The following is a 25,144-nucleotide window of genomic DNA, read 5'->3' on the forward strand; positions in this document are numbered from 1 at the left end:
CTCGGTCTCTCCGTCAGATGCGATCAGGCCGCTGCGACCGTCACAGGAACGCCGTTCAACGCCGCATTACCCGACAATTCGTCAAGCTGACACTCGTCCGTCAGGTCATTGGCGCTGGAGCCCGGCTGGCCACTGGCGATAGTCATTTTCACCCCCGGTCGCGCATGGCCCCAACCGTGCGGAAGGCTGACTACACCTTTCATCATATCCAGGCTGGCCAACACTTCCACTTCGATGACCCCGACCCGCGAACTGACCCGCACCTTCTGCCCGTCGCTTAACCCGCGACTGGCCAGATCATCCGGGTGCATCAACAACTGGTGACGTGGCTTGCCCTTCACCAGACGGTGATAGTTATGCATCCACGAGTTGTTACTGCGCACATGTCGCCGGCCGATCATCAACAACTCATCGGTGGTCGGCGCCTGCAATGCCGCGAAGCGTACCAGGTCGGCGAGGATGGCGGCGGGGGCAGCCTGGATTCGCTGATTGGCGGTTTTCAGACGGGGCGCCAGGTTGGATTTCAATGCTCCCAGGTCAACCCCATGGGGATGATCGAACAGGGTCGCCAGCGACAATTTGTGCGCCGAAGCGTCGCCGTATAGCCCCATGCGCAAACCGCGGTCGATCATCTGCGCCGGGGCGATGGTGGGCTTCAACTCCTTGCCGGTCTTCGCCGCGAACGCCTTGGCCAACCCGACAAAAATCTCCCAGTCGTGCAATGCACCTTCAGGCTTGGGCAGGATGGCGCGATTGAAGCGGCTGACGTTGCGCACCGCAAACATATTGAAGGTGGTGTCGTAATGATCGTTTTCCAGCGCCGAGGTCGACGGCAGGATCAGGTCGGCATATCGCGTGGTTTCGTTGATATACAGGTCGACACTGACCATGAACTCCAGGCCGTCCAGCGCCTGCTCCAGCCGGCGGCCATTGGGCGTGGACAGCACCGGGTTGCCCGCCACGGTGATCAACGCGCGGACCTGCCCTTCGCCTTCGGTGAGCATTTCCTCCGCCAAAGCCGACACCGGCAGTTCACCGCCGTACTCAGGGCGCCCGGACACCCGGCTCTGCCACAAATTGAAATGCCCGCCCGACGTCGAAGCCACCAGGTCGACGGCCGGTTCTGTGCACAACGCGCCGCCGACGCAGTCGAGGTTGCCGGTGACCAGGTTGATCAACTGCACCAGCCAATGGCACAGCGTGCCGAACGCCTGGGTCGAAACACCCATGCGGCCGTAGCAAACCGCGCTCGGCGCTGCGGCGAAGTCCCGCGCCAACTGGCGGATCTGCTCGGCCGGCACCGCGCACAGCGGGCTCATGGCCTCGGCGCTGAACGTTGCGGTGGCTTCGCGCACGTCATCCAGGCCGTCTACCGGCAAATGGCTGTCGCGGGTCAAGCCTTCAGCGAACAAGGTATTGAGCAGCCCGAACAGCAACGCCGCATCGCCACCGGGGCGCACGAACAGATGCTGGTCGGCGATCGCCGCCGTTTCGCTGCGACGCGGATCGACCACCACCACTTTGCCGCCCCGGGCCTGGATCGCCTTCAAGCGCTTTTCCACATCCGGCACGGTCATGATGCTGCCGTTGGAAGCCAGCGGATTGCCGCCCAGGATCAACATGAAGTCGGTGTGATCGATATCCGGTATCGGCAGCAGCAAGCCGTGGCCGTACATCAAGTGACTGGTCAGGTGATGGGGCAACTGGTCGACGGACGTAGCGGAAAACCGGTTGCGGGTTTTCAGCAAGCCCAGAAAGTAATTGCTGTGGGTCATCAACCCATAGTTGTGCACGCTGGGATTGCCCTGATAAACCGCTACCGCGTTTTGCCCGTGGCGCGCCTGGATGCCCGCCAGGCGCTCGGCGACCAGGTCGAAGGCGGCGTCCCACTCAATCGGTTGCCATTGGCTGCCCACCCGCAGCATCGGTCGATGCAGGCGATCCGGATCGCTCTGAATGTCTTGCAGGGCAACCGCCTTGGGGCAGATGTGCCCACGGCTGAAGGTGTCCTGGGGGTCGCCCTTGATCGAGGTGATCTGCAGGTTGCCTTCGAGCTCAGTGGTTTCGATGGTCAGGCCGCAGATGGCTTCACACAAATGGCACGCACGGTGATGGAGAGTCTTGGTCATGGCCAGTCTCTGTCTTGTTCTGGGCGGGCAAAAGCGACCGCGGGAACAAAACTATGGCGCCTGCCCCGCCACCGCGCCAGCGACGTTCGTCTTGTGAATCGGTGGCCATCAGGCCTGCCGATAACCGCCGACGATCAGCTCGAGGGCAACCTCGGCGGCGCCTGCAACTGGATTTCCTGGATGGTTTCTATCTGCTCATGGGCGACGTGCACACCGGTCAGCTCGCCTATTAGACGCCAGTGTTCGTCAAGCCCGGCACTGATGGTGGCCATGCGGTCGATCATGCGCCGTCCTGCGTCCCGCGTGACCTGGTCGTCGCTGCGCAGCAGTTCGAAAGACATCGACGTCATGGAGGCGGTCAGGTGAGTCAGCGAGCGGGCCGTGAGGCCGAGCAATTCCATTAGCTGCTGTTCTTTCGATTCCATCGCCGGGCTTCCTGCGTCACTCGTGATTTATTTATAACCCAGCACTTTGCATTCGCAAATATTTCAGATCGACTGCGCTCAGTTCCAAGGCCACGCACCACGTCAGAAACCGACTGCCTGCGCGCTATCCCCGCCCCACTGGATTGCCAAGCTCCACGGCGCCGGTGTACAAATGCTTGGCTGCAGTCAGGAAACAGGCTTCAAAAGCGCTATCGCGGTCACCCCATAGCCCCTCTGAAATCCCCTAAAAACCGTAGCCCTATTGGTAAGACGCGACATTTAATTATAAGATCGCGCCTTCCCCTATTTCGTCGCCCCGTGCGGCTTACGCCGCAGGTCTCGCCCGTTGTTCCGTTAAACAAGGCTTTGAGCATCTGCGGTTTGTAGCAAAAAGGTAGTCAATGATGAGCGCAAGGCACTTTCTCTCCCTGATGGATTGCACGCCCCAAGAGCTGGTCAGCGTGATCCGTCGCGGCGTTGAGCTCAAAGACCTGCGTAACCGCGGCGTACTGTTCGAGCCTTTGAAAAACCGCGTGCTCGGGATGATTTTCGAAAAGTCCTCGACCCGCACCCGAATTTCCTTCGAAGCCGGCATGATCCAGCTCGGTGGCCAGGCGATCTTCCTTTCGCCTCGCGATACCCAGCTGGGCCGTGGCGAGCCGATCGGCGACTGTGCGATCGTCATGTCGAGCATGCTCGACGCCGTGATGATCCGCACCTTTGCCCACAGCAACCTGACCGAATTCGCCGCCAACTCTCGCGTGCCGGTAATCAACGGCTTGTCCGACGACCTGCACCCGTGCCAGTTGCTGGCCGACATGCAGACGTTCCTCGAACACCGTGGCTCCATCCAGGGCAAGACCGTGGCCTGGATCGGTGACGGCAACAACATGTGCAACAGCTATATAGAAGCGGCGATCCAGTTCGACTTCCAGTTGCGCATCGCCTGCCCGGAAGGTTACGAACCCAATCCCGAATTCGTGGCCAAGGCCGGCGACCGGGTGACCATCGTCCGTGATCCGCAGGACGCCGTGCGCGGTGCGCATCTGGTGAGCACCGATGTCTGGACCTCCATGGGCCAGGAAGAAGAAACTGCCAAGCGCCTTCAGCTATTTGCCCCGTACCAGGTCAACCGTGCTCTGCTCGACCTGGCCGCCCCGGACGTGCTGTTCATGCATTGCCTGCCGGCCCACCGCGGCGAAGAGATCAGTCTCGACCTGCTCGACGACCCGCGCTCGGTGGCGTGGGACCAGGCTGAAAACCGGCTTCACGCACAAAAGGCCCTGCTCGAGTTTCTCGTCCCGCCTTCGTACCATCACGCATGAGCCAGCCATTACTGCTTAACCTGCGCAACCTCGCCTGCGGCTATCAAGACCAGCGCGTGGTGCAAAACCTCAACCTGCACTTGAACGCCGGTGACATCGGTTGCCTGCTGGGCTCCTCAGGCTGCGGCAAGACCACCACCCTGCGCGCCATTGCCGGCTTCGAACCGGTGCACGAAGGTGACATCCAGCTGGCTGGCGAGACCATCTCCAGTGCCGGTTTCACCCTCGCGCCCGAGAAACGTCGCATCGGCATGGTGTTCCAGGATTACGCCCTGTTTCCGCATTTGAGCGTGGCCGACAACATCGCCTTCGGCATTCGCAAGCATCCGAACAAGGAACGCGTCACCGAAGAATTGCTCGAACTGGTCAACCTGAAAAACCTCGGCAAGCGTTACCCCCACGAGCTCTCCGGCGGCCAGCAGCAACGGGTCGCCCTGGCTCGCGCCCTGGCGCCGGAACCGCAATTGCTGCTGCTGGACGAACCGTTCTCCAACCTCGACGGTGAATTACGCCGCAAACTCAGCCACGAGGTGCGCGACATTCTCAAGGCCCGCGGCACCAGTGCAATTCTGGTGACGCACGACCAGGAAGAAGCCTTCGCGGTCAGCGATCACGTCGGCGTTTTCAAGGAAGGCCGGCTTGAGCAATGGGATACGCCCTACAACCTCTATCACGAACCGCTGACACCCTATGTGGCCAGCTTCATCGGTCAGGGTTACTTCATTCGCGGCCAGCTGAGCAGCCCGGAGTCGGTGCAGACGGAGCTTGGAGAATTGCGCGGCAACCGTGCCTACACCTGGCCGGTCGGTGGTGCGGTGGATGTACTGCTGCGTCCGGACGATATCGTTTATGCGCCAGACAGTGCATTGAAAGCGCGGATCGTCGGCAAGTCTTTCCAGGGCGCTTCGACGCTTTATCGCCTGCAAATGCTGACCGGCGCACAACTGGAATCGATCTTCCCGAGCCATGTCGACCATCTGATCGGCGCAGAAGTCGGCATTCGTGTTGCGGCGGAACATCTGGTGCTGTTCCAGGCATCCGGTAGCATGGCGGCGCAGATTCCAACCGTTGATTCAGGCGTCCGGCGCCACAGCACCGCGCACTGATCAACCAATCCCTGTAGGAGCGAGCCTGCTCGCGATGAGCCCGGGAACACCACGGGGTGTCAGGTTGCCAGCGTTATCGTTAGCGACCATCGCGAGCAGGCTCGCTCCTACAGTTCAGGCGCGGCCAATATCGGCGAATGTTGCCTGGGTATGTTCGGCCAGCACGGCGGGGGCTAATTCGACTTCAAGGCCCCGCCGTCCCGCGCTGACAAAAATGCTCGCAAACGGCTGGGCCGAATTGTCGATAAAGGTCCGCAAGCGCTTTTTCTGCCCCAACGGGCTGATACCGCCCAACAGATAACCGGTGGAGCGTTGGGCCGCCGCTGGGTCGGCCATTTCGACTTTCTTCACCTTGGCCGCCTGGGCCAAGGCCTTCAGATCCAGGCTCCCGCCAACCGGCACCACCGCCACCAGCAACTCGCCTTTTTCACTGGCCGCCAGCAAGGTCTTGAACACTTGCGCCGGGTCCAGTCCGAGCTTCTCCGCGGCTTCCAAGCCATAGGACGCAGCTTTCGGGTCATGTTCATAACTGTGCACACGGTGTTCGGCCCGAACCTTTTTCAGCAAATCCAATGCGGGTGTCATGACAGCTCCAGACTGGTGGCAGTAGAAAAATCCTGCGCCGGATTCTAGGACATTGGTCCACAAAAGGCTCTATCGCCGCACCGTTGCAAAAAGCGCGCGATCCGAATCCGCCCACTCACCGGCGCGATCATTCACACAACTAATAGATTATTTGTGACCGACGGTTCACTTTCGACCTTTGACAGCAGCGTTTCTTGTCTATATTTTTTCGTTTGTGAAACTGTATGAAATATCTTACCGCAGTGCCCAGCTGTAAACCGGGGACAGGACGGGGATCCTGCCTCAGTGAAAACCGCGCTTTGACCATGATGCAATGGATGCGTCAGACAAGAAAAAAAATGAGGTTTCAATGACTACTGCTTTACAACAATCGTCGCTGTCGAGCCAATGCATGGCCGAGTTCCTGGGCACTGCACTGCTAATCTTCTTTGGTACGGGCTGCGTTGCCGCGCTCAAGGTCGCGGGTGCCAGCTTTGGCCTCTGGGAAATCAGCATTATCTGGGGTGTCGGCGTAAGCATGGCGATCTACTTGACCGCCGGGGTTTCCGGCGCTCATCTGAACCCTGCCGTCAGTATCGCGTTGAGCATTTTTGCCGACTTCGAAAAGCGCAAACTGCCTTTCTATATCATCGCGCAGGTGGCTGGCGCCTTTTGCGGGGCCTTGCTGGTGTACACGCTGTACAGCAATCTATTCTTCGATTTCGAACAAACTCACCAAATGGTTCGCGGCAGTGCAGCCAGCCTTGAATTGGCCTCGGTGTTCTCCACCTTCCCCAACCCAAGCCTGTCCACGGCCCAGGCGTTCCTGGTCGAAGTGATCATCACCGCGATCCTGATGGGCGTGATCATGTCGCTGACCGACGATAACAATGGCCTGCCCAATGGCCCGCTGGCGCCCATCTTGATCGGCTTGCTGATTGCAGTGATTGGCAGTTCGATGGGACCGCTGACCGGTTTTGCGATGAACCCGGCACGAGACTTCGGGCCTAAACTGATGACTTTCTTCGCGGGCTGGGGTGAAATTTCCTTCACTGGCGGCCGCGCTATTCCGTACTTCCTGATTCCGGTTTTTGCACCGATTGTCGGTGCCTGCCTGGGTGCTGCCGCCTACCGCGGCTTGATTGCCCGTCACCTGCCTGGCGCCGCACCTGCTACAAAGGATGCACTACCTGGCATCGACGGCAAGCCCAGAACTTCTTGATACCGTTGGCGCGCGACCCTGCCCGTTTGCTCGCGCGCCAGACTTCATTCCCTATTTCGTCCAAGGCAATCGACATGACCGACACTCAGAACAAGAACTACATCATTGCCCTCGATCAGGGTACGACCAGCTCCCGCGCGATCATTTTCGACCGCGACGCCAATGTGGTCTGCACCGCCCAGCGCGAGTTCGCGCAGCATTATCCGCAAGCCGGCTGGGTCGAACATGACCCGATGGAAATCTTCGCCACCCAAAGCGCGGTGATGGTCGAAGCCTTGGCGCAAGCCGGCCTGCATCACGATCAGGTCGCGGCCATCGGCATCACCAACCAGCGTGAAACCACCGTAGTCTGGGACAAGAACACCGGCCGCCCGATCTACAACGCGATCGTCTGGCAATGCCGGCGCAGCACCGAGATCTGCCAGCAGCTCAAGCGCGATGGCCACGAGCAATACATCAGCGAAACCACGGGACTGGTCACCGACCCGTACTTCTCCGGCACCAAGCTCAAGTGGATTCTCGACAACGTCGAAGGCAGCCGGGAACGCGCGCGCAACGGTGAGCTGCTGTTCGGCACCGTCGACAGTTGGCTGATCTGGAAATTTACTGGCGGCAAGGTGCACGTCACCGACTACACCAACGCCTCCCGCACAATGCTCTTCAACATCCACACCCTGGAGTGGGATGCGAAGATGCTGGAGTTGCTGGACATCCCGCGGGAAATGCTGCCGCAGGTGAAGTCGTCGTCGGAAATCTACGGCCACACCAAAAGCGGCATCGCCATCGGTGGTATCGCTGGTGATCAGCAGGCCGCCCTGTTCGGTCAAATGTGCGTCGAAGCCGGCCAAGCGAAAAACACTTACGGCACCGGTTGTTTCCTGCTGATGAACACCGGAGACAAAGCCGTGAAGTCCAACCACGGCATGCTCACGACTATCGCTTGCGGCCCACGTGGCGAAGTCGCTTACGCGCTGGAAGGCGCGGTGTTCAACGGCGGCTCCACCGTGCAGTGGCTGCGCGACGAGTTGAAGATCATCAACGATGCCCACGACACCGAATACTTCGCCAATAAGGTCAAGGACAGCAACGGCGTGTACCTGGTGCCGGCCTTCACCGGCCTGGGCGCGCCGTACTGGGATCCGTACGCGCGAGGCGCGCTGTTCGGCCTGACCCGTGGTGTGCGCGTCGATCACATCATTCGCGCTGCGCTGGAGTCGATTGCCTACCAGACCCGCGACGTGCTCGACGCCATGCAGCAGGATGCTGGCGAACGCCTGAAAGCCCTGCGCGTGGACGGCGGTGCAGTGGCGAACAACTTCCTGATGCAATTCCAGGCCGACATTCTCGGCACCCAGGTCGAGCGCCCGCAAATGCGCGAAACCACGGCACTGGGCGCCGCTTACCTGGCGGGCCTGGCCTGCGGCTTCTGGGGCAGCCTGGACGAGTTGCGCGGCAAGGCGGTGATCGAGCGCCAGTTCGAACCGACACTCGATGAAGCGGCGAAAGAAAAACTCTACGCCGGCTGGAAAAAAGCCGTCAGCCGCACACGCGATTGGGAGCCACACGAAGGGGCTGAATAAGCCAGGCTGAGGGCTCGTATCGGGATGTAACTGGTAGGGAGCAGATTCCTGCGGCATCATGGGCAAATTTTGCACGGCAGCCCAAAGGACGCCCCATGAATCTGCCTCCCCGTCAGCAGCAAATCCTCGAACTGGTCCGCGAACGCGGTTATGTCAGCATCGAGGAAATGGCCACGCTGTTCGTTGTTACTCCGCAGACCATCCGCCGCGACATCAATCAACTGGCGGAAGCCAATCTGTTGCGCCGCTACCACGGTGGCGCGGCTTACGATTCCAGTGTTGAAAACACCGCCTACGCCATGCGCGCCGATCAGATGCGCGACGAGAAACAGCGCATCGGCGAAGCCATTGCCGCGCAGATCCCCGACCACGCCTCGCTGTTCATCAATATCGGTACGACCACCGAGTCGATTGCCCGCGCCCTGCTCAATCACAATCACCTGAAGATCATCACCAACAACCTGCATGTGGCCTCGATGCTCAGTGCCAAGGACGACTTCGACGTTCTGCTGACCGGAGGCAATGTGCGGCGTGACGGTGGCGTGGTCGGGCAGGCCAGCGTCGATTTCATCAACCAGTTCAAGGTCGACTTTGCCCTGGTCGGCATCAGCGGCATCGATGAAGACGGCAGCCTGCTGGATTTCGATTATCAGGAAGTGCGGGTATCCCAGGCGATCATCGCCAACGCGCGCAAGGTGATTCTCGCCGCCGACTCCAGCAAGTTCGGGCGCAACGCCATGATCCGCCTGGGGCCGATCAGCCTGATCGATTGCCTGGTCACCGACCAGCAGCCGGTGCCGGCGCTGGCGCAGTTGTTGAATCAGCACAAGATTCGGCTGGAAGTCGTTTAACCCCCCATTGTGGTGAGGGATTTCTGTGGCGAGGGGATTTATCCCCGTTCGGCTGCGCAGCAGTCGTCAAACCATTGCATGCGGTTTGACATTGAAATGCTGGGGCTGCTTCGCAGCCCAACGGGGATAAATCCCCTCGCCACAGAAATCCCCTCGCCACAAAGTCCTCCGCTCGCCCACGTAATGTTCGAATATTTTCCTTTCCCTGCCCTTCGATGAGTTTTTTCAATCGAACTTGACTGGCTGCGCGCGTCTTAATGGGCTAAGATTTTCGCAAATGAACATTAATGTTCGAATTCAAATACAGAAAATCAAAGAATTCCGAGGCCTTAGCCGATGCCCACTTCTACCTTACCTACGCCACCTCTCGCCGAGGTCTACGATATCGCCGTCATCGGTGGCGGCATCAATGGCGTAGGGATCGCGGCAGATGCCGCTGGTCGCGGCCTCTCGGTGTTCCTTTGCGAAAAGGATGATCTGGCCAGCCACACCTCCTCGGCCAGCAGCAAGCTGATCCACGGCGGCCTGCGCTACCTCGAACATTATGAATTCCGCCTGGTGCGCGAAGCCCTGGCCGAGCGTGAAGTGCTGCTGGCCAAGGCCCCGCACATCGTCAAGCCAATGCGCTTCGTGCTACCGCACCGCCCCCACCTGCGCCCGGCCTGGATGATCCGCGCCGGCCTGTTCCTTTATGACAACTTGGGCAAACGGGAAAAACTGGCCGGTTCAAAAAGCCTGAAGTTCGGCCCCGACAGCGCGCTGAAAAGCGAAATCACCAAAGGTTTCGAATATTCCGACTGCTGGGTCGACGATGCGCGACTGGTGGTATTGAACGCCATGGCGGCCCGGGAAAAAGGCGCCCACGTTCACACCCAGACCCGTTGCGTCAGCGCGCGTCGCACCAAAGGCCTGTGGCACCTGCACCTGGAACGCGCCGATGGCAGCTTGTTTTCGATCCGCGCCAAGGCACTGGTGAACGCGGCCGGCCCTTGGGTCGCCAAGTTCATTCGTGACGACCTGAAAATGGAATCGCCGTACGGCATCCGCCTGATCCAGGGCAGCCACCTGATCGTGCCGAAGCTGTACGAAGGCGATCACGCGCACATCTTGCAAAACGAAGATCAGCGCATCGTGTTCACCATTCCGTACCTCAATCACTTCACCCTGATCGGCACCACCGACCGCGAGTACACGGGTGATCCGGCAAAAGTGGCGATCACCGAGGCAGAAACCGATTACCTGCTGCAAGTGGTCAACGCCCACTTCAAGAAACAGATCGGCCGTGACGATATCCGGCACAGCTATTCCGGCGTTCGTCCGCTGTGCAACGACGAGTCCGACAACCCGTCGGCCGTCACCCGCGACTACACCCTGGCGCTGTCGGGCAGCGGCGAGGAAGCGCCCCTGCTTTCGGTGTTCGGCGGCAAACTGACCACCTACCGCAAGCTGGCCGAATCGGCGCTGGCGCAACTGGCGCCGCATTTCCCGCACATCAAGCCAAGCTGGACCGCCAACGCCACCCTGCCGGGCGGCGAAGACATGAGCACACCCCAGGCGCTGAGCTCGCTGATCCGCGACAAGTACGACTGGATCCCCAGTGAAATCTCGCGCCGCTGGGCCACCACCTACGGCAGTCGCACCTGGCGCATGCTCGAAGGCGTGCAGAACCTCAACGACATGGGCGAACACATTGGTGGCGGCCTCTACACCCGTGAGGTCGATTACCTGTGCAGCGAAGAGTGGGCGACCAGCGCCCACGACATTCTGTGGCGTCGCAGCAAACTCGGCTTGTTCACCACCCCAGAGCAACAGCAAGAGCTCGCCGATTACTTGAGCAAGGTCGAGCAGAACCGCAGCAAGACCGAAGCGGCCTGATCAAAGTCCCGGCTTGTAGGAGCCAGGCTTGCCGGCGAAGGCGTCCTTGAGACTTGCGGTTGTCTTTCGGGCGCCTTCGCTACAACGCATCACACGCGTCCGACGCATCCGACGCATTCGGTTTTCCGAACGCGACTTGGCGGTCGATTCGGTTAACCGGATTTCTCCTGCCCAAGAAAATCTCAATAAATATTTAATCTCCTTATAAATCAATATATTGAGTCGTTCAGCCTGGCCTGGCACGAGTCATGCTCTACACTCTTGGACGAATGCCTGTTGCGCCATCACTTCAGGAGCCTTCAAGCATTCGAAGCACAAAAGGGCCGACGAACTGGCTCCATAAAAAAAACAATGTCGAGGAAAATTTGATGCGCATCGTTCCCCATATCCTGGGCGCAGCCATTGCTGCCGCTCTGATCAGCACGCCAGTTTTCGCCGCCGAACTCACCGGCACCCTGAAGAAGATCAAAGAGTCCGGTGTCATCACCCTCGGGCATCGTGACGCCTCCATTCCTTTCTCCTACATCGCAGACGCTTCCGGCAAACCGGTCGGCTACTCCCACGACATCCAGCTGAAAGTCGTCGAAGCCCTGAAAAAAGACCTGGACCTGCCGAACCTGCAGGTCAAGTACAACCTGGTCACCTCGCAAACCCGTATCCCGCTGGTGCAGAACGGCACCGTGGACCTCGAATGCGGTTCGACCACCAACAACGTCGAGCGCCAGCAACAAGTCGACTTCTCCGTCGGCATCTTCGAAATCGGTACTCGCCTGCTGTCCAAGGTTGATTCCAAGTACAAGGACTTCCCGGATCTGGCCGGCAAGAACGTCGTGACCACCGCCGGCACTACGTCCGAGCGCATCCTCAAGGCGATGAACGCCGACAAGCAGATGGGCATGAACGTCATCTCCGCCAAAGACCACGGCGAGTCCTTCCAGATGCTGGAAACCGGCCGTGCAGTGGCCTTCATGATGGACGACGCCCTGCTGGCAGGCGAAGCCGCCAAGGCCAAGAAGGCAAGTGACTGGGCCGTAACCGGTACCCCACAATCCTATGAAATCTACGGCTGCATGGTGCGCAAGGGCGACGAGCCGTTCAAGAAGGCCGTGGATGACGCCATCAAGGCCACCTACGCGTCGGGCGAGATCAACAAGATCTACGAAAAATGGTTCATGCAGCCAATCCCGCCGAAAAACCTGAACCTGAACTTCCCGATGAGCGACGAGCTCAAGGCCCTGATCGCCAATCCGACCGATAAAGCGGCTGACGACAAGAAATCCTGATTTCTGACTAACCTTATCTCCTGGAAGGGTCTCGGCCCTTTCGGGAGGTTGTCACTCCCTGCTGGCATTTCTGGAAACACTCGAACCGGTGGCTGTCGAGCCGTTCGCGTGTGCCTGATCGTCAAGATCAGGCGGGAACGGAGCTTCCCCCAAACGGGTACCTGTACATCGATCGATCTGAGGGGAGACCCTAATGAATTACAACTGGGACTGGGGCGTGTTCTTCAAGTCCACCGGCGTTGGCAGCGAGACGTATCTCGACTGGTACATCACTGGTTTGGGCTGGACCATCGGCATCGCCATCGCGGCCTGGATCATTGCCCTGACACTGGGTTCGATCCTGGGTGTCATGCGCACTGTGCCGAACCGCATCGTATCGGGCATTGCCACCTGCTACGTCGAACTCTTCCGTAACGTGCCGCTGCTGGTTCAGCTGTTCATCTGGTACTTCCTGGTACCCGACCTGCTGCCTGCCGACCTGCAAGAGTGGTACAAGCAGGACCTGAACCCGACCACCTCGGCCTTCCTCAGCGTCGTCGTGTGCCTGGGCCTGTTCACCACCGCGCGGGTTTGCGAACAAGTGCGTACCGGTATCCAGGCACTGCCACGCGGCCAGGAATCCGCTGCCCGCGCCATGGGTTTCAAGCTGCCGCAGATCTACTGGAACGTGCTGCTGCCCCAGGCCTACCGGATCATCATTCCGCCGCTCACCTCGGAATTCCTGAACGTATTCAAGAACACCTCCGTGGCCTCGCTGATCGGCTTGATGGAATTGCTCGCGCAGACCAAACAGACCGCCGAGTTCTCCGCCAACCTGTTCGAAGCCTTCACCCTGGCCACGCTGATCTACTTCACCCTGAACATGAGCCTGATGTTGCTGATGCGCCTGGTCGAGAAGAAAGTCGCCGTACCGGGCCTGATTTCCGTAGGGGGTAAATGATGGAATTCGACTTCTCGGGCATCATCCCGGCCATTCCCGGTTTGTGGAACGGCATGGTCATGACCCTCAAGCTGATGGTCATGGGCGTGATCGGCGGGATCATCCTCGGCACGATCCTGGCGTTGATGCGCCTGTCCCACAACAAACTGTTGTCGAACATCGCCGGCGCCTACGTCAACTACTTCCGCTCGATCCCGCTGCTGCTGGTGATCACCTGGTTCTACCTGGCGGTGCCATTCGTGCTGCGCTGGATCACCGGCGAAGACACCCCGATCGGCGCGTTCACCTCGTGCATCGTGGCCTTCATGATGTTCGAAGCAGCGTACTTCTGCGAGATCGTCCGCGCCGGTGTACAGTCTATTCCCAAGGGCCAGATGGGTGCCGCCCAGGCACTGGGGATGAGCTATGGCCAGATGATGCGCCTTATCATCCTGCCGCAAGCGTTCCGCAAGATGACCCCGCTGTTACTGCAACAGAGCATCATCCTGTTCCAGGACACCTCGCTGGTCTACGCCGTCGGCCTGGTGGACTTCCTCAATGCTTCGCGCGCCAGTGGCGACATCATTGGTCGCTCCAATGAGTTCCTGATCTTCGCAGGTCTCGTGTACTTCATCATCAGCTTTGCCGCCTCGCAGCTGGTCAAGCGTCTGCAAAAAAGGTTCGCCGTATGATCTCTATCAAAAACATCAACAAGTGGTATGGGGACTTCCAGGTGCTGACTGATTGCAGCACCGAGGTCAAGAAAGGCGAAGTGATCGTGGTGTGCGGGCCGTCCGGTTCCGGCAAATCGACCCTGATCAAATGCGTCAACGCCCTGGAACCGTTCCAGAAAGGCGACATCGTGGTCGACGGTACGTCCATCGCCGACCCGAAGACCAACCTGCCGAAACTGCGTTCACGCGTGGGCATGGTGTTTCAGCATTTCGAATTGTTCCCGCACTTGACCATCACCGAAAACCTGACCATCGCGCAGATCAAGGTGTTGGGTCGCAGCAAGGAAGAAGCCACCAAGAAAGGCCTGCAATTGCTGGAACGTGTCGGCCTCTCGGCCCACGCCCACAAGCACCCGGGCCAACTGTCCGGCGGTCAGCAGCAGCGTGTGGCGATTGCCCGTGCGCTGGCGATGGACCCGATCGTTATGCTGTTCGACGAACCGACTTCGGCGCTTGACCCGGAAATGGTCAACGAAGTGCTGGACGTGATGGTGCAACTGGCCCACGAAGGCATGACCATGATGTGCGTGACCCACGAAATGGGCTTCGCCCGCAAAGTGGCCGACCGCGTGATTTTCATGGACCAGGGCAAGATCATCGAAGACTGCAAGAAGGAGGACTTCTTCGGCGACATCAACCACCGTGCCGAGCGTACGCAGCACTTCCTCAACAAGATTTTGCAACACTAACAGCTGTGCGCCCCTCCCCTGTAGGAGCGAGCTCTGTGGCGAGGGGATTTATCCCCGTTCGGCTGCGCAGCAGTCGTAAACCGTGTACATGCGGTTTAACGATGAAATGCCGGGGCCGCTTCGCAGCCCAACGGGGATAAATCCCCTCGCCACAAAAGCTCGCTCCTACAGTTGGGGCGAGCGCTGGTTGACCCAAGGCATCTGTGATGAAATGCGACTCCACTCTCTATCGCGCCACGTCGCCATCACTCGCCGTGAAACCCCGCCTGATTCGCCATCTGTTCCTGCCGCCGCTGATCATCGCGCTGATGATCGGACTGGGTTATATCGGCTTCTGGACCAGTGAACACTATGGTATCCGCAGCCTCGGCGAAAACGGCCAGCGCCAGCTGGAACTGCACGCCCGCGCCGTCGAAAGCGAGATCAGCAAATACACCTACCTGCCGAGCCTGCTGGAACTCGAAACCAGTGTTTCGAAACTGCTGGCCGACCCGACGCCGGAACACCGGCAGACCGTCAACGATTACCTCGAAGGCCTGAACCGGCGCAGCCGCAGCCGGGCCATCTATGTAATGGACACCACCGGCCGTGTCATGGCCACCAGCAACTGGCGCGATGTCGATAGTTACCTGGGTGAAGACCTGTCTTTCCGCGCCTATTTCCAGAACGCCGTGCGTGGCCAGCCCGGACGCTTCTATGGCATTGGCAGCACCAACGGCGAACCCGGTTACTACCTGGCCCATGGCCTGGAAGAACACGGCAAGATCATCGGCGTCGCGGTGGTCAAGGTCCGCCTCGAAGCCATGGAAGAACGCTGGCAGCGGGCGCGCCTGGAAGCCTTCGTCAGCGACGAGAACGGCATCATCATTCTCTCCAGTGATCCCGCGCGACGCCTGAAGTCAGTGGTGCCGCTGAGCGAAGAAACCAAGGAAAAGCTTGCCCGCAGTCTCCAGTACTACTGGTTCCCGCTGAACGAATTGCAACCGCTGGCCCGGGAAACCCTGTCCGAGGGCGTGGAAAAACTCACCTTCCCGGCCAATAGCGAACTGGTTTCCGATGACGAAAACATCAGCTACCTGTCGCAGACCCGCCCGTTGAGCGATACCCCGTGGAACTTCACCCTGCTCACGCCACTGCAGGACCTGCGCCGCGAAGCGATCAACCAGGGGATTCTGGTCGCCGTCGCATTTGCCTTGGTGGCGTTCCTGCTGATTGCCTGGAACGAGCGGCGCAAAGTGATTGCCACCCGCCTCGCCGCCCGCGAAGCCTTGCAGGAAGCCAACAATCAATTGGAGCGTCGGATTACCGAACGCACCACAGACCTGCGCGCCAGCAACGAGCGGCTCAAGGGGCAGATCCGCGAACGCCGTCACGCCGAAGAGACGCTGCGCCGCGCCCAGGATGAACTGGTGCAGGCCGGAAAACTCGCCGCCATCGGCCAGATGTCCACCAGCATCGCCCACGAACTGAACCAGCCGCTGGCGGCGCTGCGCACCCTTTCCGGCAACACCGTGCGGTTTCTCGAGCGCGGTCAACTGGACGTGGCCAGCACCAACCTCAAGACCATCAACGAGTTGATCGACCGCATGGGCCGGATCACCGCCAGCCTGCGCTCCTTTGCCCGGCGCGGTGACGACAAGGGCCAGGCCTGTCTTGGCAAAGGGGTCGACGCGGCCTTGCAGTTACTCGGCAGCCGCGTTGAAAACGCCCATTTGAAACTGCATCGCCACTTCGACGATGTGCAGGTGCAGATTGACCAGACCCGTGTGGAGCAGATTCTGGTCAACCTCATCGGCAATGCCCTCGATGCCATGCAAGCGCAGCCGCAACCGGAGTTGTGGCTCGAAGGTGAAGTTGTCGATGGCAAATATCGACTGCGCGTGCGGGACAACGGCCACGGCATCGATGCAGAAGCGCGCAAGCATCTGTTTGAACCGTTTTTCACCACCAAACCCGGCGAACAAGGCCTGGGCCTCGGCCTGACCCTCTCCGCGAGCCTGGCCGCTGCCACTGGCGGTCACCTGGGTGTCGAGCACCCGGCCAGCGGTGGTACCGCTTTCGTCCTCAGTTTACCGTTGGTAAGCCCCACTTCCGCTGAGCCAATATGAACAACGACCTTAGTGTATTGATCGTCGAAGACGACCCCCATGTGCTGCTCGGCTGCCAACAGGCGCTGACCCTGGAAGACATTCCCTGCATCGGTGTCGGCAGTGCCGAGGAAGCCCTGGAACGGGTAGGCGAGAACTTCGCCGGCATCGTCATCAGTGACATTCGCCTGCCGGGCATCGATGGCCTGGAACTGCTGAACCGCCTCAAGGCTCGCGATCGCAGCCTGCCGGTGGTACTGATTACAGGTCACGGCGACATTTCCATGGCCGTCGGCGCCATGCAGAAAGGCGCCTACGACTTCATGGAGAAACCCTTCTCTCCCGAACGCCTGGTGGACGTAGCCCGCCGAGCCCTGGAACAACGCAGCCTGGCACGGGAAGTCTCGTCCTTACGCCGGCAACTGGCCGAGCGCGACTCCCTCGAAGGTCGGATCATCGGCCGTTCGCCGGCCATGCAAAACCTGCGCGAACTGATCGCCAATGTCGCCGATACTTCAGCCAACGTGCTGATCGAAGGCGAAACCGGCACCGGTAAGGAACTGGTCGCGCGCTGCCTGCACGACTTCAGTCGTCGGCACACCCGGCAATTCGTGGCGCTCAATTGCGGTGGCCTGCCGGAAAACCTGTTCGAAAGCGAGATCTTCGGCCACGAAGCCAACGCCTTCACCGGCGCAGGCAAACGGCGGATTGGCAAGATCGAGCACGCCGATGGCGGCACGCTGTTCCTCGACGAAGTGGAAAGCATGCCCCTGCCCCTGCAGATCAAACTGCTGCGGGTATTGCAGGAACGCACCCTCGAACGCCTCGGCTCGAACCAGAGCGTGGCGGTAGATTGCCGGGTGATCGCGGCAACCAAATCCGATCTCGACGAGTCGAGCAAGGCCGGTGAATTCCGCAGCGACCTGTATTACCGCCTCAACGTGGTGACCCTGGAACTGCCTCCCCTGCGCGAGCGCCGCGAAGACATCCTGCAATTGTTCGAGTACTTTTTGCAGCAGTCGTCCCTGCGCTTCGACCGCGCAGTGCCGGAGCTCGACAACCAGACCTTGTCGAACCTGATGAGCCACGACTGGCCGGGCAATGTGCGCGAACTGCGCAACGTCGCCGAACGCTACGCCCTTGGCCTGCCGGCGTTCAAGAAATCCGGCGCCAGCGGCAGCAATCAGGGCCTGGCGTTCGCCGAAGCGGTCGAAGCCTTCGAGCGCAATCTGCTGGTGGACGCGCTGCAACGTAGTGGCGGCAACCTGACCCAGGCGAGTCAGGAACTCGGCATGGCCAAGACCACACTGTTCGACAAAGTGAAGAAATACGGGTTGAGCCACTGATGGATCTGGTTCTCAAGGCGACCCAGTGCACCCACATGGGGCCATGGGCCGCGGGTCAAAGGAGATTGTGCTCAGCCACCGGATCAATCTGCGCCCAATGCGAGGTGTCTTCGCGGTGGGCCTGCAGGTACGGCAATACCGCCGCCAGTAACGGCGCCTTGAACGCTTCCTGAAAACGATGAGCCAGCCCCGGAATCAGCTTCAACTGACTGCCGCGAATATGCGCCGCCAGGTGCACCCCGTGCATGACCGGCAACAACGGATCAGCTGTGCCGTGCACCACCAGCGTGGGCACCTGCAGTTGATTGAGCAGCGCCACCCGGCTGGGCTCGGCAAGTATGGCCATGATCTGGCGCTTCACGCCCTCGGGGTTGAACGCCCGGTCATAGGACTGGGCGGCCTGTTGCAGCAAGGCCTGGCGATCATCGCTGATGGTCGGGCTGCCCAGTGCCGCGAGCAGGTCGGCTTGTTGCTCGAGTGCCGCCTCGCGATTGGGCGCACCGCGCCGCGCCAGCAGCTGTACCAATGCTGAGTTGGGCGCCGGCAAGCCCTCAGCGCCGGAGCTGGTCATGATCAGGGTCAGGCTTTCAACCCGCTGCGGCGCCATGGCCGCCATATGCTGGGCGATCATTCCGCCCATGCTGGCGCCCAGTACGTGAAATTGCTCGATATGCAGGGCGTCCATCAACCCGAAACCATCGTCGGCCATGTCGGTCAGGGTGTACGGCGCCGCCACGGGTAAACCGAGCTTGTAGCGCAGCACTTCGAAGGTCAGGTTGGCCTCGACCGGCGTCTGCCGCCAGGTGGACAGGCCGACATCACGATTGTCATAACGGATCACCCGAAAGCCCTGCTGACACAGCGCGACCACCACCTCGTCCGGCCAGTGAATAAGCTGCCCGCCCAGGCCCATGACCAACAGCAACGCAGGGTCCGACGCACGGCCGATGCTTTGGTACGCCAGGCTCACTTCGGCCAGGTCGACCCGTTCCGTCGCTACATTCACATCACATCGAGAGGCCGCCCACGACGGCAGGCTGAACAGCGCGGCAATAAATATGACCGCTGAATAAAACAAAGCACGCATGAAAAAACACCAAAACGCAGAACCCCAGTAGAGCGCGAGTTTGATGATATTTGTGCCAGCGCGCTGCCACAGTTGCGTGACAGTTTGATGAACATCGCCGAACGGTTGCGGCGATAACTATGTAGTGCCTGAGACCGGCAAATTTTCCCTTAAATGGCCTGCTTCAGGAGCGGACCATCCGCTTCACGCACCGAGCCATATTGCCATGATCGACAAATCCGCTTTCGACCTGCCCCTGCCAGCAGAGAGCTTCGTGCCCCCTGCTTCAGCACAACCGCCGCTGCACGACGCCAGCCTCTTCCTCGAGGCTTCGGCGCGCTGGCGCACCAGTACACTAGGCTGGCGTTCCTTGCTGGCCGCCAGCCCGGGTATCCGCGATACGATCGACGATCTGCTCAAGCGCGAACTGGATCTGGACGGACGCATTGCCGGACTGCTGTTCGCCCCCGTAGACGGAAAGCAGGCACGTTTTGTCAGTTTCACCGATGCCTGCGCGTTTGTGCTGCAGCACCCGACACTGGAGACAGACCTGGACCAGCGTTGCCAGGTCAGTGGCCTGCGCCTGGGTCATCCACTGTCCGAGCTGACCCCGCTGCAAATGCTCGAAAGGCTCAAATCCCTTGTGCCGGAGCAGGCCCATGGCGAGCGCTGGCGCAAATTCTGGGAGGGCCGTGCCAGCGGGGCAGCAGTCTCGCGACAAGCCTGGACGATGCAACAGTACCGAGACCATTTCGAGGCTGCCGCCCAGCTGGCATCCGCCGAAAAAACCCTCACAAAAGAGCAGTTAGCTCCGCTCCTGTTGATCATCAATCCACCGGCCGGCGCGTTGACGCTGAACGGCCTGCCCATCCATACCGAGCAACTGGCCCTGGTGTTGAGCAACCAGAGTCGAGTCAAACTCACGGGTGCCTGGGTCATCACCGTTGGCGATTCATCCAACACCAGCAACCTGCTGTACCTGCCCAGTCGACCCATCGCAATTCAGCACTTCGCTCAACGTAGCGCCATGGAAGACTGGTTGTCACGCCAGTCCCTGGTGCCCATCGGTCTGCCAGCCGCCAACTTGAAATTTGAATACACCGCCCAGACCGATCCGCTGACGTTGGGCGCCAGCGACCTGCTGGCCGCCCACCATCAGGCGCAGATCACCGCACTGCGGCACGGCCTAAGGGGCAAATCCGGGCTGGCGGAATTTGGCGCGCAGGCCCTGCAGCAGGTTGAGCAAGTTGAAACACAACTGCGCGGCGCCAGCTTTTTTGCCTCACCACCCAAAATGCCGGAAGCGCCTGAAGGAATCGAGGCTGATGACCAGGCGCTGTTCGGCAGCCTGTATGCCGATATCCCCAGGGGTATGCGCGAAACTGCGCTGGCCCGTCAGCGTGAGGCGCTGGAAAACCTCTCGCAAGAGCTGGGCGATGGCGACGCACTGCAGCCGTTCAAGGACTCGCTGAAAGCCTTGGACAACGCCGAAAAGGCCGGCGACGTGGCTGCCGAAACTTTGTTGTACCGCGCGCGCGCCCTGGACCTTGCCACTTTCCAGCAGGCATTTACCGACCTGCATGCCGCCCACAAGGCAGGCCTGCACGCCGAAGCCGCGGTGCAAGTCATGCTCAAGCTACTGGGCAGTGATGAACACACTCTGCTCAAGGCGCTGCTCGACACTCCCGACGATCCGGGCACTGATCCTGTCGCAGCGAGCCTGACCCTGTCGCTGACCGAACAGCAAGGTGACGAGACCACCGTCCGTAGCGCGGTACTGCGGGGCGTGCTTGTCATGACCCGAGCCGATGCGCTCGCGGACGTCGATTCGCCCCACAGTGTGCTGCTCTATTGGCCAGGTAACGGTGGTGGGCTGCAACGCTTCGCCAACCGTCGCGAGCTTGAGCGCGAGCTGTTTCGGATTCAGCCACAGGACTCCGTGACGAGTTTGCAGTTGAGCAAAATCACCGGTGATGCGCTCCTCCACGGCTTGAACCAGCTGACCAGCGAATTCGAAGAACAGGCCGGCCCGCTACGCCAGAGCCAAACCCTGGCTGATCAGACTGCGCAGCAAGTCGAACAACTGGACATCCTGCGCAAACAGACCCGCGCCCTGCTGCAGGTGCCGGTGAACGCGGCCAGGACTCTGGCGTTTACCCATATTGAGGAGCAAGACCGCAGCAGCGCCCTCACCTCTGACGTGCCGGACTGGTTGAGCGCGCTGAGCGAGCCTGACCGCCTCCACCTCAAGAGTCTGATCGAGGCATATATAGCGGCGATGCATCGCAGCCACGAACTGATGACGGTTGCGCTCGAACCCCGGGACGACTTCACCCGCAAGCGCCTGGACAAGCGCCTGCGCCAGGACTTTTCGCTCAAGGGCAGTTTCAGCGTGACCCTTGACCTGCCTGATTCGGTGCGCAAGGAATACCATTTCACCGAGGGTGCCGGGGCGCCCGGCACTCCACGCAAAATGGTGCTGGTCCCCAGCGCGGCCCGCGGCAAGATGAGCCTCGAGGACCTCGCCCAGCACAACGTCGACAATTCTCCCTGGCTGAGCCTGGAGCCCCTGGTGCTGCGCCTGGCCTACATGCAGGTGGAGGTGACGGCGGCGGATGAAACCGAACGCCAGACATTAAAAGACGGCATCACCCTGGACTGGCTGAAACGGGTCCTGCCCGAAATGGACTTGCCCAAGGCTTACGAAACGCAGATTCGCGAGGCGTTTCATGGAGGCGCCAGCGAGTCTACCTTCGTCATTGAACACCGCCGGGAAAGCCTGATCGAGCCCTGGAGTCTGATGATCAAGCTCCAGGGTGAAGCTGCGCGCCTGCAAAAACAGATCTACGCCAAAGATCTGCAGGTGCTCGATATTGCCATCAATGCCAGCACCCCAGAAGCCTGGACCACCGGCGGCAAGCAAATCGTGTTGTGGCCCGCGTATCTGAGCCCGGGAGGCAAGGACACCCCCGGCGAGGGTTCCGTCACCCTGGCGGGCGTGACCTTTATCGAGGAACAACTCAGCGGGGCCACTTTGTTGTATGCGCCCGACAGTCCGGATGGCCAGTTTCTGCGCCGTTACGACAGCCTGGAAGAAGCCCGCAAATCCCTGTTCAACCTGTGCCTGCATGATAAATGGGCTGACTACCTCGCGGGTCGGGCATTACTCGGTGAAGTCGACTCGCATAAACAACGCATCAAGCAGAGCCTGCTGAACAACTTCGACGACCTGATCGGAGTCGGTACACGCTGGCCAGCAACCACCTCTTTGGCTGCCCACCAGCTCAATACGCACATGGGGCGCCTGATCGAAGCACATCGTGGCAGCTCCCGTTCCAATGACGCCTTATATTTCGAGCGTTATGCCCTCAAAGGCCCGCGTGCTTTCAACTACATAAAAATGGCGTTGGGGGTGGTGCCGTACGTGGGCACAGTCATTTCCCTGTACGACGCCTGGACCGATACAAACGCGGCGGTGGCGAATTTTCTGCGCGGAGAAACGGCTGACGGTTTGTCCGCTCTGGAATCAGCGCTGGCATCATTGGTAGATGCAGCCGTGGACATGGTCCCCGGTGAAGCCCAAATTTCGGTCGTGTCGCGCACGGCGCGTGCTTTCGCGCGAGCGCGCCAATTAAAGAGACTGGCCAGGAACGTTGGCGCACTCAAGGCATCGTCCCTTCGTCAAGCCGAGCACGTGGTGCAACGTTTCGCCGGTTACGAGTATGAAAAACCCATTTCGCTGTCCGGCCTGCAGCCCGCAACCCACGGCCTGTTCCGCAATATCTTCCGCCATGCCGATGGCGACTTTATCCTGCGCCAGGGGCGTATTTTCCAGGTAGAACGCAGTGTCGACTCACGCAATTGGCGCTTGAGCGGTACCAGCAAGAAGACGTACAAGCAGCCTCTCGCGCTGGACGAGGCCGGTCAGTGGGATACCTACTACGGGGTATATGGCGTCACATTCGAAGGCGGTGGACTCGGTGGCGGCCAGGTGTTCGGGCATCTGGCCGACGCCTTCGACCCTCTTTGGCCGCGTGTTATCCGTGAACGGCTGCCGCGCTGGTGGGCCGATCAAGCCTACCGCCGCCAGGGACAATTGCAAGACACGGTCGATGACCTTACTCGGCGTTACAATTCAGAAATTGCGCAATCTGAAGCGGTGCTCGCGCGGTTCAGGAAGAGTACACCAGCTCAGAGTGCAGAACATGGCCGGGCAGCGGAAACCACATGCCTGAGCGATATAGAACTGGGCACCCGGCGTTATGAAGCGGCGGAAGAACTGAGACTTCTCAGCAGTGGCAACAACCAGGCCACGGCCAAGCTGGCCAAGAACGAATCCGCCTGGCTGGTGAGTGATCGACTTACCCAGCGCATCCACATTGCCGGCAGCCGGATAAATACTTTGGTGGACAAGGCAGATTTGCTGTCGAGCCGTCTGGATGACTTACCGGAAGGAAAACTCGGCGAGTACCTGGATATCCTCGAGGAACTACGCAACGTGCGAACAAATATTGTTCGTGAAATGGATCATATTGAAGAACTGAGGATCCAGATGAACCTGTGGTTTGGCAAAGTCAAGCCACCCAATAAACACCCGACAACACCGACCAGGGACGAGAAATTGTTCGCCGGATTGAGAGGGGACATCGAGTCCATCAATAAACGTTCCAGCGAAGCGAGAGTGACGCTTGTCAAAATCGGACACCTGCTGGAAATGGTCAAGCGGGTTGGCACCACCAGCGACATGTCCTGGATTGACCTGCAACAGCAGACCAGATCCTTGCGTACCCGATTCGAGCGGGCCCTATATGCGCAGTTCGGCCTGACGGAAGCCGACGCCACCCGCGCCCAGCGTAACCAGATATTTACCGATTGCGTCGAGGTTTATGCTGAGTTCCGGCGTGGCACGCGAGCCTGGACGACCGGCTATCCGCAGCACTTTCACATGGAGGTGGTCGAACCGCTGCTGCTGAACATCGAAAAAGCTTCCGACCACGCGCGTAAAGGTATTGATAAACCGGCACCCGTCAGAAAGGCCGGCGAGATCAAGAAAAAAGTCTTCACCTCCGAAGATAATCAGACGCTGATCGGGGTCGAGCGTTGGGAAGAAACCACCGGCAAGCGCCAATTCACCATGACTGGCCAAGGTGGGCACACGGAAATTTGGGAACAGGGCAGCGATGGCAAGTTCCGTCTATTGAACCCGCAGGCGGCGCCTGCCCCCTCTGCTCCCAGGACCATTGAGTCGTTGGTCACGGACGCCCGCAGCCGCCTGCAGTCCCAGTCCACCTATCAAACCAAAGTACAGTCCTACTCCGATGGGGCCATGTTGCCGGTCGACCTGGAGCACATGATGGTCAGCGAGGCGCAGGAACTGACCCGTCGTGCTGATGCCATCCAGGCGATTAGCCCGCAGCATGAGCTGATCAAGCAACTGCGGGACAAGGCCACTGAGTTGACCGCCAGCGGACGCAGGATGCGCACCAGTCAGGCACTGCGCAGTAAAAAACCCACCGATGGCATGCTGGACGATCTGGCGCGCAACAACGCGGTGGATATTCGCAAGACCAACCCGATCAAAAACCTGGGCAAACGTCGGGACGGGCGCAGCGACTATATGCAGGAATACGAAATACGCGATACCACGCAAACACCGCCAACTCTACTTTGGTACGCGCACTTCCATTACACCAGGGCAGCGCCGACTTTCGCCGAGTTCGAGAAAGCGCATCTGAAGCTGCCGGAACACCGTTATCGGACTCACGCCGACGACGCCGAACTGCCTTATGCCGACATCGGCAAACGCTCGGCCGCGCTCGTCCACTTCCAAAACCTGTAAAGCACGGGCTTTTTGCAGGAGCGAGCTTGCTCGCGAAGAACCCATGGACAACGCGTTTTTCCAGGCTTCACGCGTTATCGTTGACGTTTTTCGCGAGCAAGCTC

17 protein-coding genes are annotated in these 25,144 nt (G+C 60.0%); 13 read left to right on the forward strand and 4 right to left on the reverse strand.

Annotated elements, in window-relative coordinates; translation table 11 throughout:
• Positions 1-23 precede the first annotated feature (23 nt).
• Both ACA054_RS26530 and plzR read right to left on the reverse strand, forming a co-directional pair.
• Positions 24-2,129, reverse strand: a complete 2,106-nt coding sequence (locus tag ACA054_RS26530) for a molybdopterin oxidoreductase family protein (protein ID WP_497686871.1) — start codon at positions 2,127-2,129, stop codon at positions 24-26.
• Between the two features lie 134 nt (positions 2,130-2,263).
• Positions 2,264-2,554, reverse strand: a complete 291-nt coding sequence (gene plzR, locus ACA054_RS26535) for a PlzR type 4 pili assembly inhibitor (RefSeq protein ID WP_497686872.1) — start codon at positions 2,552-2,554, stop codon at positions 2,264-2,266.
• Positions 2,555-2,958: 404 nt separating this feature from the next.
• Here plzR and argF point away from each other — a divergent pair, with 404 nt between their 5' ends.
• Together argF and ACA054_RS26545 are read left to right on the forward strand one after the other, a co-directional pair.
• Positions 2,959-3,879 carry an ornithine carbamoyltransferase gene (gene argF, locus ACA054_RS26540; protein WP_497686873.1) on the forward strand — a complete coding sequence of 307 codons (921 nt, stop codon included), beginning with the start codon at positions 2,959-2,961 and terminating at the stop codon, positions 3,877-3,879.
• A complete protein-coding gene (locus ACA054_RS26545) occupies positions 3,876-4,985 on the forward strand; it encodes an ABC transporter ATP-binding protein (protein WP_497686874.1) in 1,110 nt (369 codons plus the stop codon). The genes argF and ACA054_RS26545 overlap by 4 nt, the downstream gene beginning before the upstream one ends.
• Positions 4,986-5,099: 114 nt before the next feature.
• Here ACA054_RS26545 and ybaK read toward each other — a convergent pair whose 3' ends face one another.
• Positions 5,100-5,570, reverse strand: coding sequence for a Cys-tRNA(Pro) deacylase (gene ybaK / locus ACA054_RS26550; protein WP_497686875.1), 471 nt, complete (start codon positions 5,568-5,570; stop codon positions 5,100-5,102).
• A 349-nt stretch (positions 5,571-5,919) separates the two neighbouring features.
• Here ybaK and ACA054_RS26555 point away from each other — a divergent pair, with 349 nt between their 5' ends.
• The 10 genes from ACA054_RS26555 (at position 5,920) to aauR (ending at position 18,135) form a co-directional block, all read left to right on the forward strand.
• Positions 5,920-6,771: an MIP/aquaporin family protein gene (locus ACA054_RS26555; RefSeq protein ID WP_497686876.1), complete on the forward strand. Its 852-nt coding sequence runs from the start codon at positions 5,920-5,922 to the stop codon at positions 6,769-6,771.
• A 74-nt stretch (positions 6,772-6,845) separates the two neighbouring features.
• The gene (glpK, locus tag ACA054_RS26560) at positions 6,846-8,351 is read left to right on the forward strand and encodes a glycerol kinase GlpK (RefSeq protein ID WP_497686877.1); all 1,506 of its coding nucleotides are present in this window, start codon (positions 6,846-6,848) and stop codon (positions 8,349-8,351) included.
• Between the two features lie 95 nt (positions 8,352-8,446).
• Positions 8,447-9,202: a DeoR/GlpR family transcriptional regulator gene (locus tag ACA054_RS26565; protein ID WP_497636422.1), complete on the forward strand. Its 756-nt coding sequence runs from the start codon at positions 8,447-8,449 to the stop codon at positions 9,200-9,202.
• Positions 9,203-9,538: 336 nt separating this feature from the next.
• Entirely contained in the window at positions 9,539-11,077 is a 1,539-nt protein-coding gene (gene glpD, locus ACA054_RS26570; protein ID WP_497686878.1) for a glycerol-3-phosphate dehydrogenase, read from the forward strand.
• A gap of 368 nt (positions 11,078-11,445) precedes the next feature.
• Positions 11,446-12,360 (forward strand): glutamate/aspartate ABC transporter substrate-binding protein, encoded by a 915-nt coding sequence (locus ACA054_RS26575; protein ID WP_497686879.1) that lies wholly within the window; start codon positions 11,446-11,448, stop codon positions 12,358-12,360.
• A gap of 193 nt (positions 12,361-12,553) precedes the next feature.
• Positions 12,554-13,300, forward strand: coding sequence for an amino acid ABC transporter permease (locus ACA054_RS26580; RefSeq protein ID WP_497686880.1), 747 nt, complete (start codon positions 12,554-12,556; stop codon positions 13,298-13,300).
• A complete protein-coding gene (locus tag ACA054_RS26585) occupies positions 13,300-13,971 on the forward strand; it encodes an amino acid ABC transporter permease (protein ID WP_497636426.1) in 672 nt (223 codons plus the stop codon). Before ACA054_RS26580 ends, ACA054_RS26585 begins: the two co-directional genes overlap by 1 nt.
• Positions 13,968-14,702: an amino acid ABC transporter ATP-binding protein gene (locus ACA054_RS26590; protein WP_497686881.1), complete on the forward strand. Its 735-nt coding sequence runs from the start codon at positions 13,968-13,970 to the stop codon at positions 14,700-14,702. The genes ACA054_RS26585 and ACA054_RS26590 overlap by 4 nt, the downstream gene beginning before the upstream one ends.
• A gap of 206 nt (positions 14,703-14,908) precedes the next feature.
• Positions 14,909-16,810 carry a two-component sensor histidine kinase AauS gene (aauS, locus tag ACA054_RS26595; protein WP_497686882.1) on the forward strand — a complete coding sequence of 634 codons (1,902 nt, stop codon included), beginning with the start codon at positions 14,909-14,911 and terminating at the stop codon, positions 16,808-16,810.
• A complete protein-coding gene (gene aauR, locus ACA054_RS26600) occupies positions 16,807-18,135 on the forward strand; it encodes a two-component response regulator AauR (protein WP_497686883.1) in 1,329 nt (442 codons plus the stop codon). Before aauS ends, aauR begins: the two co-directional genes overlap by 4 nt.
• Before the next feature lie 55 nt (positions 18,136-18,190).
• Here the strand turns inward: aauR and ACA054_RS26605 are convergent, their stop codons facing one another.
• Positions 18,191-19,222 (reverse strand): alpha/beta fold hydrolase, encoded by a 1,032-nt coding sequence (locus ACA054_RS26605; RefSeq protein ID WP_497686884.1) that lies wholly within the window; start codon positions 19,220-19,222, stop codon positions 18,191-18,193.
• 205 nt (positions 19,223-19,427) lie between these two features.
• Here ACA054_RS26605 and ACA054_RS26610 point away from each other — a divergent pair, with 205 nt between their 5' ends.
• Positions 19,428-25,040 carry a dermonecrotic toxin domain-containing protein gene (locus ACA054_RS26610; RefSeq protein WP_497686885.1) on the forward strand — a complete coding sequence of 1,871 codons (5,613 nt, stop codon included), beginning with the start codon at positions 19,428-19,430 and terminating at the stop codon, positions 25,038-25,040.
• Positions 25,041-25,144: the final 104 nt, after the last annotated feature.

The organism is Pseudomonas sp. LBUM1653 (assembly GCF_059716115.1).